The sequence below is a fragment of the Pseudomonas sp. PvP028 genome (assembly GCF_017832255.1).
Lineage (GTDB): Bacteria > Pseudomonadota > Gammaproteobacteria > Pseudomonadales > Pseudomonadaceae > Aquipseudomonas > Aquipseudomonas syringae.
In genome coordinates this window covers 2225298-2238770 of record NZ_JAFIBL010000001.1, presented here as the reverse complement: position 1 = coordinate 2238770, position 13473 = coordinate 2225298, and the positions used below count along the sequence as shown (strand labels likewise).

Genomic DNA, 13473 nt, shown 5'->3' with positions numbered 1-13473 from the left:
CCCGCAGGTGAAATCGGCTTCAGATGGTCACTGCTTCATATGGTCATTGTCCTTTGCGATAGATCCAAGGGTAAACCAGCAAGCCTGCGGCTTCATTGAGCAGCACCCCGCTCTGCGTGAACACGCGACTTTCAGGCAGCCAGCCACCAAAAGGCCTGGCGTTGTCGACCCCCAGAAAGCCGACCGGCGCACCCACCACCGTGAAACCCGCCTGCTCGAAGCTCCAGCGTGCCCGCGGCATATGCCAGGCCTGAGTCACCAGCACCACGCGCTTGATACCTTGCGGCTGCAGAATTGCGGCGCTCATGGTCGCGTTTTCCCACGTGGTGCGGCTCAGGCCCTCCTGCCAGCGCACCGCCACAGCAAAATCATCCTGCAGCGACTGCGCCATGATCGACGCTTCGCTGGGCGGCTGGTCAAAATGCAGGCCGCCAGAGGTCAGTATCGGCAGTCCGGATTCTTTCGCCAATCGAGCTGCCAAACGCAAGCGCTCGAGTCCAAGACCGGTGGGCGTGTCTGTCCCCCAGGTCGGCGAGTTGCGCTCGCGCCCATTGCCCAGTACCACAATGGCATCCGCCTGCTGCGCCAGTGTCGCCCACTGCTGTTGCGGCAAGGGAGGGACCTGCTCCAGCTTACGAGCGGCAAACTCTACGGCGACCGGCAGGCTCATCAGCCACAATCCGCCGAGGCCGACCGCGAAAAAAGTCGCTGCCAGACGCGGCCGCGTGCGATGTAACCACCAGCCAAGGATCAGCAGGACAAACAGAATGCCGGGCGGCAAAAGAAGGGCTTTGAGCAGGTAGCGCAGCGGCATCGGGACATCTCCATGAGTGCCCGCAGCCTAGAATGTTTGCAGACACGCGACAATGTCTGAAGCAGGAAGCCCGAGGTAGCCAGCCACTTTTCGTACAGAGACTAAGAGTTACGGCCCAGCCGCACTGACGCTTTGGCTCGTCGCCGGTCCTTCAGCCAGACGATGGTGGCTGACGCACGCGGCGCCCTGCCATGCTCCGCAGCCACCAGAGCGCTGCCCGAGGACATGTCCACGACAGTTGCGCCTGCGCCACCGGAACCTTTTTCGAGATAGGCTTCAATCAACTGGAACTCGGCACGACTTAGCCCCTTGAGCTCAAGCTCGGCAGGCGACTCGTTCCGGAGCCGGACCGAGGTACTCGCCGTCTCGAGTGCAAGACCGAGACGGTCGATCAGACGCTCATACAGCCGGGTCAGGCTTACAACATGCTGCAACTCTGTCATCCGCTCACCTCATCGAAGATAATCATCACCCTCGCGTTTGAGCTTAGCGCTGCTGCAAGAACCGGTAGGGAACAACGACCAACGGCCAGATGAGGTTGTCAGCCGGGCGTTGAGCCCACAAGTGGAGCAATCAGGGTTTCCCTCGATAGACGGCCCTCATGTATGCTACTGCGCTTCCTGTAATTCCACTTCCGCGCTCTTGAGCCCGAACGCACCGCACAGACAGTTGCAATTGTCCGCCACGCGGTGCCGACCTGACTCGGCGAAGCAATGAAGAGGTCAAGGGTCACTAATCCTTAGTAAAAAGTAGCCATGCACGAACTCTATCAGCCCCGTGAAATCGAAGCCGCCGCCCAAACGTTCTGGGATGAGCAAAAGTCTTTTGAAGTCAGTGAACAGCCAGGCAAGGACACTTTCTATTGCCTGTCGATGTTTCCTTACCCGAGCGGCAAGCTGCACATGGGTCATGTGCGCAACTACACCATTGGTGACGTGATCTCCCGTTACCAGCGCATGCTGGGCAAGAATGTTCTGCAGCCACTGGGCTGGGACGCTTTCGGCATGCCGGCTGAAAACGCCGCCATCGACAACAACGTCGCGCCGGCCAAGTGGACCTACGAAAACATCGACTACATGAGGACCCAGCTCAAGAGCCTGGGTCTGGCGGTTGACTGGTCGCGCGAAGTCACCACCTGCAAGCCGGATTACTACCGCTGGGAACAATGGCTGTTCACTCGCCTGTTCGAAAAGGGTGTGATCTACCGCAAGAACGGCACCGTGAACTGGGACCCTATCGACCAGACCGTACTGGCCAACGAGCAGGTCATCGACGGCCGCGGCTGGCGTTCCGGCGCGCTGATCGAAAAGCGCGAAATCCCGATGTACTACTTCAAGATCACCGCGTACGCCGATGAGCTGCTGGAAAGCCTCGACGAACTGCCGGGCTGGCCTGAGCAGGTCAAGACCATGCAGCGCAACTGGATCGGCCGTTCGCGCGGCATGGAAGTGCAGTTTCCGTACGACCAGGCCTCGATCGGCGAAGCCGGAGCCCTGAAAGTCTTCACCACCCGCCCTGACACCCTGATGGGGGCGACCTACGTCGCGGTAGCGGCTGAACACCCGCTGGCAACCCTGGCCGCGCAAGGCAACCCCGCACTGCAGGCGTTCATCGATGAATGCAAGGGCGGCAGCGTTGCCGAAGCCGACGTTGCCACACAGGAAAAGAAAGGCCGGGCGACCTCGTTGTTCGTCGAGCATCCACTGACTGGCGAGAAACTGCCGGTCTGGGTCGCCAACTACGTGCTGATGCACTACGGCGATGGCGCGGTCATGGCCGTACCGGCTCACGATGAACGTGATTTCGAGTTCGCTACCCAGTACGGTCTGCCGATCAAGCCCGTGGTCCGCACCAGCGCCGGCGACCAAACGCTTGCCCCATGGCAACCGGCCTACGGTGAGCATGGCGAGCTGATCAATTCCGGAGAATTCACCGGCCTGACCTTCCAGGAAGCGTTCGACGCCATTGAAGCCGCGCTGGTCAAGAAATCCCTCGGCCAGTCCCGCACCCAGTTCCGCCTGCGCGACTGGGGCATCAGCCGCCAGCGCTATTGGGGCTGCCCGATCCCTATCGTGCATTGCGACACCTGCGGCGACGTGCCGGTCCCGGAAGACCAGTTGCCGGTTGTCCTGCCGGAAGATGTCGTGCCCGACGGCGCTGGCTCGCCACTGGCGCGCATGCCCGAGTTCTACGAATGCAGCTGCCCGAAATGCGGCGCACCGGCCAAGCGTGAAACCGACACCATGGACACCTTCGTCGAGTCCTCGTGGTACTACGCGCGCTATGCGTCGCCGCATTACGAGGGTGGACTGGTCGAGCCGAACGCTGCCAACCACTGGCTGCCGGTGGATCAGTACATCGGCGGTATCGAACACGCGATCCTGCACCTGCTCTACGCCCGCTTCTTCCACAAGCTGATGCGCGACGAAGGCCTGGTGACCTCGAACGAACCGTTCAAGAACCTGCTCACCCAGGGCATGGTCAACGCCGAAACCTACTTCCGCATGGAAATCAGCGGCAAGAAGACCTGGATCAACCCGGCCGACGTGACCCTCGAAAGAGACGCCAAGGCCAAGGTGATCAGCGCCACACTGACCAGCGACGGCCTGCCGGTGGAAATCGGCGGCACTGAAAAGATGTCGAAGTCGAAGAAAAACGGCATCGACCCGCAGACCATGATCGACCAGTACGGTGCCGACACCTGCCGTCTGTTCATGATGTTCGCCTCCCCGCCCGATATGAGCCTGGAATGGTCCGACTCGGGCGTCGAAGGTTCACATCGCTTCCTGCGCCGCGTATGGCGACTGGCCCAGGCGCATGTGGCTCAAGGCCCATCGACCGGCCTGGACGCTGCGGCATTGTCCGATGAGCAGAAAACCATCCGCCGCGCGATTCATCAGGCGATCAAACAGGCGAGCCAGGATATTGGCCAGAACCAGAAATTCAACACCGCTGTCGCACAAGTGATGACGCTGATGAACGTGCTGGAAAAGGCCCCGCAGGACACACCGCAGGATCGCGCACTGATGCAGGAAGGCGTGGAAACCGTCACCCTGCTGCTGGCACCGATCACGCCGCACATCAGTCACGAACTGTGGAAGCAACTGGGTCACAATGAGCCGGTCATCGACGCGGGCTGGCCTGCATTCGACGCACATGCGCTGGTGCAGGACAGTCTGCAACTGGTGATTCAGGTCAACGGCAAGCTGCGCGGTCACATCGAGATGCCTGCCAGTGCCAGCCGCGAAGAAGTCGAAGCGGCTGCACGCGTCAACGAGAACGTATTGCGCTTCACTGATGGCCTGACCATTCGCAAGGTGATCGTCGTGCCTGGCAAGCTGGTCAACATCGTCGCAAGCTGATTGGATCGGGCGCCCGGCAAACGCAGGGCGCCGAACATATTTCCAGGGCACGCACTGGCGGCCCAAACGGATTCAAGGGGAGCATCAAGATGATCAAACGCAATTTGCTGGTGATGGGCCTGGCTGTTCTGTTGAGTGCCTGTGGCTTCCAGCTGCGTGGCACCGGTACCACCGAGCTGGCGATCAAGGAGCTGGATGTCAGCGCCCGCAACGCCTATGGCGAAACCGTGACTCAGCTCACTCGCCTGCTGACCAGCTCTGGCGTCAAGGTCTACACCGGCGCGCCTTACAAGCTGATGCTGACCAACGAAGCCGAGACTCAGCGCGCCATCAGCTACTCGGGCTCGGGTCGCTCGGCTGAATACCAGCTGACCACCACCCTGACCTATGAAGTGCATGGCGACAGGGATCGCTTCCTGCTTGGCGATAAAGTCACCGCAGACCGTTCCTACGTGCACGACGGTAACAACCTGACCGGTTCCGATCAGGAAGCCTCTCAGGTTCGTCAGGAAATGCGCAACGACCTGATCCAGAAACTGATGGCGCGCTTGCAGCAACTGACCCCTTCGCGTCTGGACGAACTGCAGACCAAGGCCGACGCAGTTGCCAAGGCCGAAGCCGACGCACTCGAGGCTGCTCAGCGAATCCGCGACGAGACACCTCAGCAGTCGCCTGTCGAAGTTCCAGCCAGATAAGTGTTCGGGGCCGGTTTTCCGGCCCCGACATCCTCTGAATCATGAAACTCGCCCCCGCCCAACTCGGCAAGCACTTGCAAGGCACACTTGCGCCCGTCTATGTGATCAGCGGTGATGACCCGCTGCTCTGCCAGGAAGCAGCTGACGCCATTCGCGCGGCCGCACGCCAGCAAGGCTTCGATGAGCGGCAGGTATTCAGCGCCGACGCCAGCTTCGACTGGGGCACATTGCTCCAGGCGGGTGCCAGCATGTCGCTGTTTGCCGAACGCCGTCTCCTGGAGTTGCGTCTGCCCTCCGGCAAGCCCGGCGACAAGGGTGCTGCGGCGCTTATGGAATATTGCGCCAGACCCGCCGAAGACACGCTGCTGCTGATCAGCCTGCCCAAGCTCGATGGCAGTGCGCAGAAAACCAAATGGGGCAAGGCCCTGGTCGAGGGTGCGCAAACCCAGTTCGTGCAAATCTGGCCGGTGGACATCGGCCAGCTGCCGCAATGGATTCGCCAGCGCCTGTCGCAGGCGGGTCTGGCGGCGACTCAGGACGCCGTCGAACTGATCGCGGCCAGGGTCGAAGGCAACCTGCTGGCCGCCGCGCAGGAAATCGAAAAGCTCAAGCTGATGGCCGAAGAAGGCCAGATCACCGTCGAGACCGTGCAGGCGGCGGTGGCCGACAGTGCACGCTTCGATGTGTTTGGCCTGACCGATGCCGTCCTTAATGGCGAAGCTGCCCATGCGTTGCGCATGCTCGAAGGACTGCGTGGTGAAGGGGTCGAAACGCCGGTGATTCTCTGGGCATTGACCCGCGAACTGCGCGCTCTGGCCAATATGTCGCAACAATTCAGCCAGGGCGTGCCGCTGGACAAGGTGTTCAGCTCGGCACGTCCGCCGATCTGGGACAAGCGCAAGCCACTGATGAGCAAGGCCCTGCAACGCCACTCGGCAAAACGCTGGAGCCAGCTGCTCATGGATGCGCAACGCATCGATGCGCAGATCAAAGGCCAGGCCGCCGGCTCGCCATGGAGCAGCCTGAGCCGACTGGCGCTGCTGATGGCAGGGCAACGATTGGCGCTGCCTGCGGAGTAGGCCTCATGTGCGACCTGCCTACTGGCCTGTTTGAAGTCGTCGCTCGTGCCATTTTCTATCCGGTCGGATGGCCAATCGTAAAACTCCTGACGCTTGGCAAATACCCTGTAAAAGGCTCCTGGTTTGCGGAAACCCCAGCAGCAAGTTGGGCGACAGGCATGGGAGTTGCCACCCTTGCAATCATCATGATGGCGCTACTGCATCAGTTTGATTTTTGATCAAATTCGCGAGCAAGTTGGCTCCCACAGGTCTTCATTCACTCAGCCAATTGCGCGCTCAGTGTCATAGCACACGACTATTAGACACACGCGCCGTTCTGCCCGATGATTCGCAGCGTTTTACAACACCCATCAGGAGCACCCGCCATGAGCAAGCCAAAGCGGCCGAACAAGGCCAAATCCATCATCGCCCAGCCTTTGTTCCGCAGTCGTCAGGAACAACCCGCCAAGGGCAAAGGCAGCTACCGCCGCGAAGCCTTCCAGTCTAAAAGCTGGGAGGCTTCCTGCTTTATGGCAGCCTGATATCGAGCAACATTTCCGGGGCGCTTTCAACCGCTTAGCCGTGTTATGGTCTGCACCTAACGGTAATACCCTTGGACTCAAGCATGCCTTCTCGTTTTACCCATCGCCCGCAGCTGCGCCAACTCATCGCTGCCTCCAGTCTTGTTGCCCTGGTAGCCTGCGCAGAAAAACCCACTGCAGCCGATGCCACGCCTCTTCAATCCAGCAAGGTGCAGACAAACGCTCCTGCCGTAGCGCCTACGCCAGCGCTGGTCGTTGATGACAACCTCACGATTCAGCCCGCCGTCAGCTTCAGCGAATGGCAGGCCGGCTTTCGTGCCCAGGCGTTGAAGGCGGGTATCCGGGCGGACGTATTCGACCTGGCATTTGCCGGCGTCACCCCAGACATGAGCGTGGTCAAGGCCGACCGCAGCCAGCCTGAATTCAGCCGCCCGGTCTGGGAATACCTCGACGGTGCCATCTCTGCCGCACGCGTACGCAAGGGTCAGGCGCTGCTTTCGCAGTATGCCGACGACCTGCAGAAGATCGAGCAGCAGTACGGTGTGGATCGTCAGGCGCTGGTCGCGGTATGGGGCATGGAAAGTAACTTCGGGTCGTTCCAGGGTACGCAATCCGTCATTCGCTCACTGGCAACGCTGGCCTACGAAGGCCGTCGTCCCGGCTTTGCACAGAGCCAGTTGCTGGCCGCGCTGGAAATCATCCAGCATGGCGACATCACCCCGGACAAAATGCTCGGTTCGTGGGCCGGTGCGATGGGCCAGACCCAGTTCATCCCGACTACCTACAACACCCATGCCGTGGATTTTGACGGCGATGGCCGACGGGATATCTGGAACACCCCTGCCGATGCCCTCGCCTCCACCGCGCACTACCTGCAAAGCTCCGGCTGGCAGCGTGGTCAGCCCTGGGGCTTTGAAGTGGTGCTCGGCTCGGGATTCGATTACTCGCTGGCCGACTCGACGACCCGCAAAAGTCTTGCTGAATGGCAGCAACTGGGCCTGAAACAACCAGACGGCTCAGCCATTTCGGTCGCTGCCAGCCAGCAACAAGCCGCCTTGCTGTTGCCGGCCGGTTATCGCGGGCCAGCCTTTCTGGTGCTGGACAACTTCCGCGCGATTCTCAAGTACAACAACTCGACTTCCTACGCGCTGGCGATCAGCCTGCTTTCCGATCGATTCAAAGGCGCGGGCTATGTAGTGGGCAGCTGGCCACGCGGAGACCTGCCGCTGAGCCGCTCAGAGCGCATTGAGCTGCAAACCCTGCTTTCGGCACGCCAGTACGACGCAGGCGCGCCAGACGGCATTATCGGCGCCAATACACGCAAGGCTATCCGCAGTGCGCAGCAGTCGTTCGGCTGGCCAGCCGACGGTTACCCGACGCATGAATTGCTGGAAAACCTGCGCAAGCCTGTCGGGCAGTAATCGGGAGGACGCAGAGCGTCCAGAACGGCATGCCAACGCGGAGCATCGGCACGATAATCAACCGCAAAAAAGAAGGGCCAGGTATCACTACCTGGCCCTTCTTGTTTTTGCGCCGTGTTGTCAGAGCATCGCTTTGGCGATCTTGGCCTGCTCGTCGGCGTGGTACGAAGAGCGTACCAGCGGCCCGGACGCGACGTTCTTGAAGCCCATCTTGTAGCCTTCCTCGGCGAACCAGGCAAAGGTGTCCGGGTGGACAAAGCGCTGCACGGGCAAGTGATTGCGCGAAGGCTGCAGGTATTGACCCAGGGTCAGCATGTCGATGTCGTGTTCGCGCATGCGCTGCATGACTTCGATGACTTCTTCGTCGGTCTCGCCCAACCCCAGCATCAGCCCGGACTTGGTCGGTACATGCGGGACCATCTGCTTGAAGCGCTGCAGCAGGGTCAGCGACCACTGGTAGTCCGACCCCGGACGCGCAGCCTTGTACAGACGCGGTACGGTTTCCAGGTTGTGGTTGAACACATCCGGCGGCTCGGCGGCGGTGATTTCCAGCGCCACATCCATCCGGCCACGGTAATCCGGTACCAGCGTTTCGAGCTGCACGCCCGGCGACAGCAGGCGGATTTCGCGGATGCAGTCGGCGAAGTGCTGAGCACCGCCATCACGCAGGTCGTCACGGTCCACCGAGGTGATAACCACGTACTTCAGGCGCAGGTCGGCAATCGCGATAGCGAGGCTTTTCGGTTCGTTGACGTCGAGCGGCTTCGGACGGCCGTGGCCCACGTCACAGAACGGGCAACGACGGGTGCAGATGTCGCCCATGATCATGAACGTTGCAGTGCCACCGGAGAAGCACTCGCCCAGGTTGGGGCAGGATGCTTCTTCACAGACGCTGTGCAGCTTGTGCTTGCGCAGCAATTGCTTGATACGGTCGACTTCCGGAGAAACCGGGATGCGCACGCGAATCCAGTCAGGCTTCTTCGGCAGGTCTACCGTCGGGATGATCTTGACCGGGATGCGCGCAACCTTTTCCGCTCCGCGAAGCTTGACGCCCGCTTCGACTTTCGGACGGGCCACTCGCTCGGAAACATCCAGCGTCGGGATCAGGGTTTGCACGGTGTCAGTCATAATGGTTTATTCCGCCCGTAAGGGTCGCCTGCTCAGCGTAGTCGAGGTGTTTGACGAGCTGCGCACGCAGTCGGGCACTTACCTCGGAAAATTCTATCTGCCCAGCCTGATCGCTCAGTTGGGTCATGGCCAGTCCGGCGTATCCGCAAGGGTTGATGCGGCGAAACGGCTCAAGGTCCATGTCGACGTTCAACGCCAGACCATGAAACGAACAGCCGTTGCGAATGCGCAGACCGAGCGACGCTATTTTCGCGCCGTCAACGTATACGCCGGGGGCATCAGCCTTGGCTGCAGCCTTGACGCCGTAGTCGGCGAGCAAGGCGATGAGGGTGTTCTCGATCCGGGTGACCAGATCGCGAACGCCGAAACCAAGGCGCCTGACGTCCAGCATCAGATAAGCCACCAGTTGGCCCGGGCCATGATAAGTCACTTGGCCGCCACGATCGACCTGTACGACAGGAATATTACCCGGCAGCAGCAAATGCTCGGCCTTGCCGGACTGTCCCTGGGTGAAAACCGGCGGATGCTGGACCAGCCAGACTTCATCGGCAGCCTCGCGGCCACGCTCGTCGGTAAAGCGCTTCATGGCGTGCCAGGCGGTTTCGTAATCGATCAGGCCCAGATCACGAAAACCCAGCGTAGCCGCCATCAGAGCACCATGTGCACGAAACCCGTAGCGCGCAAGGCACTATTGATATCGCGCAACTGGTCTTCGCCGGTAGCGACAATGTGCAATTGCACAGTGGTGTATTTGCCGTTGCTGCTCTGACGCTCGGCGAGCGTCTTGAGGTCGACCGTGGCATGCTTTTCAAGCACTTCCATCACGGCCGCCGTAAAGCCCACACTGGTGTCACCGATCACCTTGATCGGGTAGTCATTGCAGGGAAATTCGATTTTGTGCGACTTGATGTCGGTATCAGTCATGGCAGTAAAGGTCTCACAAGCCGTGACGACGGACACGCGGCCCGCTCAGATCATGAGCAGGCCGCGAGAAGGTCGGCATTGGTTACTGGATCAGTTGAACAAGCCGTAGAAGAACAGGCGGATGCTATCCCACACGCGGCGGAAAATACCACCCTCCTCAACCCCGTCGAGCGCAATCAGATTGGCGGTGTGAACCACCTGATCGTCTTTCTTGACCTCGACCTTGCCGATCACGTCGCCCTTGGCGATTGGCGCAACCAGTTGCGGGTTCATGGTCATGCTGGCAGACAGCTTCTTCATGTCACCTTTTGGCATGGTCATGCTCAGATCTTCAGCCAGACCGGCCTTGACCTGACGCTCGGTGCCTTTCCAGACAGTGGCCTGGGCCAGCTCGGTGCCCTTCTGGTAGAAGTTCTGGGTTTCGAAGAAACGGAAGCCGTAGGTCAGCAGCTTCTGGGTTTCAGCTGCACGAGCCTGTTCGCTGTTGGTGCCGAACACCACGGCAATCAGACGCATGCCGTCACGTACTGCCGACGACACCATGCAGTAGCCAGCTTCATCGGTATGACCGGTTTTCAGACCGTCAACGGTCTTGTCGCGCCACAGCAGCAGGTTACGGTTAGGCTGCTTGATGCCGTTCCAGAAGAACTCTTTCTGCGAGTAGATCGCATAGTGAGCCGGGTCTTCGTGAATGATCGCGCGTGCCAGGATCGCCATGTCGTGAGCCGACGAGTAGTGCTCAGGGTTCGGCAGACCGGTCGGGTTCATGAAGTGGCTGTTGGTCATGCCCAGATCGGCAGCAGTCTTGTTCATCATGTCGGCAAAGGCATCTTCGCTGCCGGCAATATGCTCGGAGATCGCGACGCTGGCGTCGTTGCCCGACTGAATGATGATGCCATGCAGCAGATCGCTGACCGTGACCTGGCTGCCGACCTTGATGAACATCCGCGAACCGCCCGTGCGCCAGGCGTTTTCACTGATCGTCACCGGATCGTTTTCGCCAATCTGGCCGCGACGGATTTCCAGGGTCGCGATGTAGGCGGTCATCAGCTTGGTCAGACTCGCAGGAGCCAGACGCTGATCACCGTTGTTCTCGACCAGGACGTTGCCGCTGGTGGCATCCATCAGCACGTAGGCCTTGGCCGCCAGTTGTGGTGCAGCAGGCGTCATCTGCTCTGCCGCCCACACAGTCGGGGTGATGATCAGTGGAACAAGCAGGCACAAACGTTTTGCAAAGGTGGTGATGTTCATCCGTCTCTCGAGAATCCTAATGGGCAAACATGCCCTTGCGGGCAAAACTGAACAGACCGGCGAAGCGAAACGCCTCGGTACGGCTCGTGGCGCCAGGCTGTAACCCTGGCTGACAAAGTCGCCTGTTCGACACACGACCTTGTGGGCAGTTACCTGCAACGCTTGCCCTGAAAGCAAATGTGCGCCGCCTGCGACTGCATACCGTCCCCCATTATTGCCGGAGAACGGTTGTCGAAAAACTTACTGATCCGATGTCACTACGCTCGGCTGGCCCAGATTGGCCGACCTGACGCTGTTTTGCAGCTGCTGGGCCTCACCCTGCGTGTCGATCGGTCCCATCCGCACTCGATAGAGCGTTTGCTGATTGCGCGCTATCGAGCTGACGAACACCGGCGCTCGAACCATCCCGCTCAATTTCGACCTCAGGAGTTCCGCAGCGTCCGGGTTGGCGAAGGCTCCCACCTGGAGAAATAGCCCAGCGGCTTGTCCTGAAGCGTTTTTTTTTGCGTCAACCTGCATAGGCACGACGGGTGCAGCGTGCTGCTGAGGGGGTGGTGTGTACTGCTCGACGGTGCCGGTCGAAGTGGACAGCGCAGGCGGCGTCGCCTGAGCAACGACCTGCGGCTGATTGAGCAACAGCGGCGCCGGACGGCCTCGTTGCGCCCACCATTCCTGCGGGTCGATACCTTCGACCTTGACCCGTGCCGTGCCGGTTTCGGCATAGCCGAGCTTTTTAGCGGCCGCGTAGGACAGGTCGATGATGCGGTCGGAATAGAACGGCCCGCGATCGTTGACGCGCAGGATCACCGTGCGATTGTTGTCCAGGTTGGTCACTTTGACGTAGCTGGGCAGCGGCAGGGTCTTGTGCGCGGCACTCATGCCGTACAGGTCATACACCTCGCCGTTGGCGGTGTTCTGACCATGAAACTTGGTGCCATACCAGGAGGCAGTGCCAGAAGCGACGTAACGCTTGGCATCGCTCATCGGAAAGTAGGTCTTGCCCAGCACGGTATACGGGTTGGCCTTGTAGGCGCCGGTGTGCAGGGTTGGCGTTGCATCAGGGATACGCGAGACATCCACGTCCCACCACGGCGCCCCGTCCTTGTGGGCACGGTTGATGTCCAGCCCCGGCATCGAGCGCACCACGGCGCCGCCCTTGGGCGACGGTGAGGTTGTCGTGCGCGATGGCGACGAGCAACTGGCGACCAGCACTGCCAGGCCAGTCAACGCCAGAAGCTTGAATGATTGAAGAATCGGCGATGCCCGCATTACTTGACGCCTCGAGCTTGAACCAACGATTCAGACAGCTGATATACGGCCATGGCGTACATCACACTGCGGTTATAACGAGTGATTGCATAAAAATTGTTCAAACCCAGCCAGTATTCAGGACCATTGTCGCCTTCCAGACGAAACGCCGTCACCGGCATATCGTCGCGCAGCGCATCATGACTCGCCCAGCCCAGCTGTCGCAACTCCCCGACCGACATTACCGGATCAAGCGCAGGGCTCAACCCCTCGTCAACCCGATCGCCACGCGCCGTGGCACGACTGACCACCGGCTGACCGGCCACCCAGCCATGACGCTTGAAATAGCTCGCGACACTGCCGATGGCATCGTCCGGGTCGGTCCAGATGTTGATGTGACCGTCACCGTCGAAATCCACCGCGTAGGCGCGGAAACTGCTCGGCATGAACTGCGGCAGCCCCATTGCCCCGGCGTACGAACCCTTGAGCGTCAGAGGGTCGACCTGTTGCTCGCGAGCCAGCAGCAGAAACTCGCGCAATTCCTTGCGGAAGAACTGGGCGCGTGGCGGGTAATCGAAGCCAAGCGTCGACAAGGCGTCTATCACCCGGTAATTACCGGTATTGCGGCCGAAAAAGGTTTCTACACCAATGATCGACACGATGATCTGCGCCGGCACGCCGTATTCCTGCTCGGCACGTGCCAAGGCGGCCTCATGCTGACGCCAGAAGTCGACACCGCGAGCGATGCGCGTATCGGTGATGAACATCGGCCGATACTCTTTCCATTGCTTGACCCGTTCGGCCGGGCGGGAAATGGCATCGAGAATGGCCTGCTTGCGCTCGACCTCCCGGAACAGGCTCATCAACTGCTCACCGGCAAAACCATGATCGCGAGTCAGCTCACCGACGAATTCCGCCACTTGGGGCGAACCGTCGTAGTCGCCCGCCAGTGCCTCTTGCACCGATCCAAGGATGCCCACCAGACCGACCACCGGAGCATATCGAGCCCAGTTACGCATTACTTGCATTG

14 protein-coding genes are annotated in these 13473 nt (G+C 60.4%); 6 read left to right on the top strand and 8 right to left on the bottom strand.

Annotated elements, in window-relative coordinates:
- Positions 1 to 43 precede the first annotated feature (43 nt).
- Both JOE34_RS10085 and JOE34_RS10080 read right to left on the bottom strand, forming a co-directional pair.
- On the bottom strand, positions 44 to 814 hold the full coding sequence (locus JOE34_RS10085) for a YdcF family protein (RefSeq protein WP_010418057.1): 771 nt from the start codon (positions 812 to 814) through the stop codon (positions 44 to 46).
- 101 nt (positions 815 to 915) lie between these two features.
- Entirely contained in the window at positions 916 to 1257 is a 342-nt protein-coding gene (locus tag JOE34_RS10080) for a hypothetical protein (RefSeq protein WP_003392001.1), read from the bottom strand.
- A gap of 312 nt (positions 1258 to 1569) precedes the next feature.
- Here JOE34_RS10080 and leuS point away from each other — a divergent pair, with 312 nt between their 5' ends.
- The 6 genes from leuS to JOE34_RS10050 all read left to right on the top strand — a co-directional run bounded on the left by leuS (position 1570) and on the right by JOE34_RS10050 (position 7892).
- On the top strand, positions 1570 to 4176 hold the full coding sequence (gene leuS / locus JOE34_RS10075; RefSeq protein ID WP_032662600.1) for a leucine--tRNA ligase: 2607 nt from the start codon (positions 1570 to 1572) through the stop codon (positions 4174 to 4176).
- 89 nt (positions 4177 to 4265) lie between these two features.
- The gene (gene lptE / locus JOE34_RS10070; protein ID WP_003340893.1) at positions 4266 to 4871 is read left to right on the top strand and encodes an LPS assembly lipoprotein LptE; all 606 of its coding nucleotides are present in this window, start codon (positions 4266 to 4268) and stop codon (positions 4869 to 4871) included.
- Between the two features lie 41 nt (positions 4872 to 4912).
- The gene (holA, locus tag JOE34_RS10065) at positions 4913 to 5950 is read left to right on the top strand and encodes a DNA polymerase III subunit delta (RefSeq protein WP_003368796.1); all 1038 of its coding nucleotides are present in this window, start codon (positions 4913 to 4915) and stop codon (positions 5948 to 5950) included.
- Positions 5951 to 5955: 5 nt separating this feature from the next.
- On the top strand, positions 5956 to 6168 hold the full coding sequence (locus JOE34_RS10060; RefSeq protein ID WP_010418032.1) for a hypothetical protein: 213 nt from the start codon (positions 5956 to 5958) through the stop codon (positions 6166 to 6168).
- Positions 6169 to 6315: 147 nt separating this feature from the next.
- Positions 6316 to 6471, top strand: coding sequence for an alternative ribosome rescue factor ArfA (gene arfA, locus JOE34_RS10055; protein ID WP_002555325.1), 156 nt, complete (start codon positions 6316 to 6318; stop codon positions 6469 to 6471).
- 83 nt (positions 6472 to 6554) lie between these two features.
- The gene (locus JOE34_RS10050) at positions 6555 to 7892 is read left to right on the top strand and encodes a lytic murein transglycosylase (RefSeq protein ID WP_032662598.1); all 1338 of its coding nucleotides are present in this window, start codon (positions 6555 to 6557) and stop codon (positions 7890 to 7892) included.
- Positions 7893 to 8012: 120 nt separating this feature from the next.
- Here JOE34_RS10050 and lipA read toward each other — a convergent pair whose 3' ends face one another.
- The 6 genes from lipA to mltB all read right to left on the bottom strand — a co-directional run bounded on the left by lipA (position 8013) and on the right by mltB (position 13471).
- Positions 8013 to 9020 (bottom strand): lipoyl synthase, encoded by a 1008-nt coding sequence (gene lipA / locus JOE34_RS10045; RefSeq protein WP_002555327.1) that lies wholly within the window; start codon positions 9018 to 9020, stop codon positions 8013 to 8015.
- Positions 9013 to 9669, bottom strand: a complete 657-nt coding sequence (gene lipB / locus JOE34_RS10040) for a lipoyl(octanoyl) transferase LipB (protein WP_003313884.1) — start codon at positions 9667 to 9669, stop codon at positions 9013 to 9015. Before lipB ends, lipA begins: the two co-directional genes overlap by 8 nt.
- Positions 9669 to 9944, bottom strand: coding sequence for a DUF493 domain-containing protein (locus JOE34_RS10035; RefSeq protein WP_003340907.1), 276 nt, complete (start codon positions 9942 to 9944; stop codon positions 9669 to 9671). The genes lipB and JOE34_RS10035 overlap by 1 nt, the downstream gene beginning before the upstream one ends.
- A 90-nt stretch (positions 9945 to 10034) precedes the next feature.
- Positions 10035 to 11195, bottom strand: a complete 1161-nt coding sequence (locus JOE34_RS10030; protein ID WP_003313886.1) for a D-alanyl-D-alanine carboxypeptidase family protein — start codon at positions 11193 to 11195, stop codon at positions 10035 to 10037.
- Positions 11196 to 11435: 240 nt separating this feature from the next.
- Positions 11436 to 12464 (bottom strand): septal ring lytic transglycosylase RlpA family protein, encoded by a 1029-nt coding sequence (locus JOE34_RS10025; RefSeq protein WP_003391978.1) that lies wholly within the window; start codon positions 12462 to 12464, stop codon positions 11436 to 11438.
- Positions 12464 to 13471 (bottom strand): lytic murein transglycosylase B, encoded by a 1008-nt coding sequence (gene mltB, locus JOE34_RS10020; protein ID WP_003313890.1) that lies wholly within the window; start codon positions 13469 to 13471, stop codon positions 12464 to 12466. Before mltB ends, JOE34_RS10025 begins: the two co-directional genes overlap by 1 nt.
- Between the last annotated feature and the right edge of the window lie 2 nt (positions 13472 to 13473).

Coding starts and splice junctions, on each gene's coding strand:
- JOE34_RS10085 (WP_010418057.1), bottom strand. CDS start 814: ATGCCGCTGCGCTACCTGCTCAAAGCCCTTCTTTTGCCGCCCGGCATT.
- JOE34_RS10080 (WP_003392001.1), bottom strand. CDS start 1,257: ATGACAGAGTTGCAGCATGTTGTAAGCCTGACCCGGCTGTATGAGCGT.
- leuS (WP_032662600.1), top strand. CDS start 1,570: ATGCACGAACTCTATCAGCCCCGTGAAATCGAAGCCGCCGCCCAAACG.
- lptE (WP_003340893.1), top strand. CDS start 4,266: ATGATCAAACGCAATTTGCTGGTGATGGGCCTGGCTGTTCTGTTGAGT.
- holA (WP_003368796.1), top strand. CDS start 4,913: ATGAAACTCGCCCCCGCCCAACTCGGCAAGCACTTGCAAGGCACACTT.
- JOE34_RS10060 (WP_010418032.1), top strand. CDS start 5,956: ATGTGCGACCTGCCTACTGGCCTGTTTGAAGTCGTCGCTCGTGCCATT.
- arfA (WP_002555325.1), top strand. CDS start 6,316: ATGAGCAAGCCAAAGCGGCCGAACAAGGCCAAATCCATCATCGCCCAG.
- JOE34_RS10050 (WP_032662598.1), top strand. CDS start 6,555: ATGCCTTCTCGTTTTACCCATCGCCCGCAGCTGCGCCAACTCATCGCT.
- lipA (WP_002555327.1), bottom strand. CDS start 9,020: ATGACTGACACCGTGCAAACCCTGATCCCGACGCTGGATGTTTCCGAG.
- lipB (WP_003313884.1), bottom strand. CDS start 9,669: ATGGCGGCTACGCTGGGTTTTCGTGATCTGGGCCTGATCGATTACGAA.
- JOE34_RS10035 (WP_003340907.1), bottom strand. CDS start 9,944: ATGACTGATACCGACATCAAGTCGCACAAAATCGAATTTCCCTGCAAT.
- JOE34_RS10030 (WP_003313886.1), bottom strand. CDS start 11,195: ATGAACATCACCACCTTTGCAAAACGTTTGTGCCTGCTTGTTCCACTG.
- JOE34_RS10025 (WP_003391978.1), bottom strand. CDS start 12,464: ATGCGGGCATCGCCGATTCTTCAATCATTCAAGCTTCTGGCGTTGACT.
- mltB (WP_003313890.1), bottom strand. CDS start 13,471: ATGCAAGTAATGCGTAACTGGGCTCGATATGCTCCGGTGGTCGGTCTG.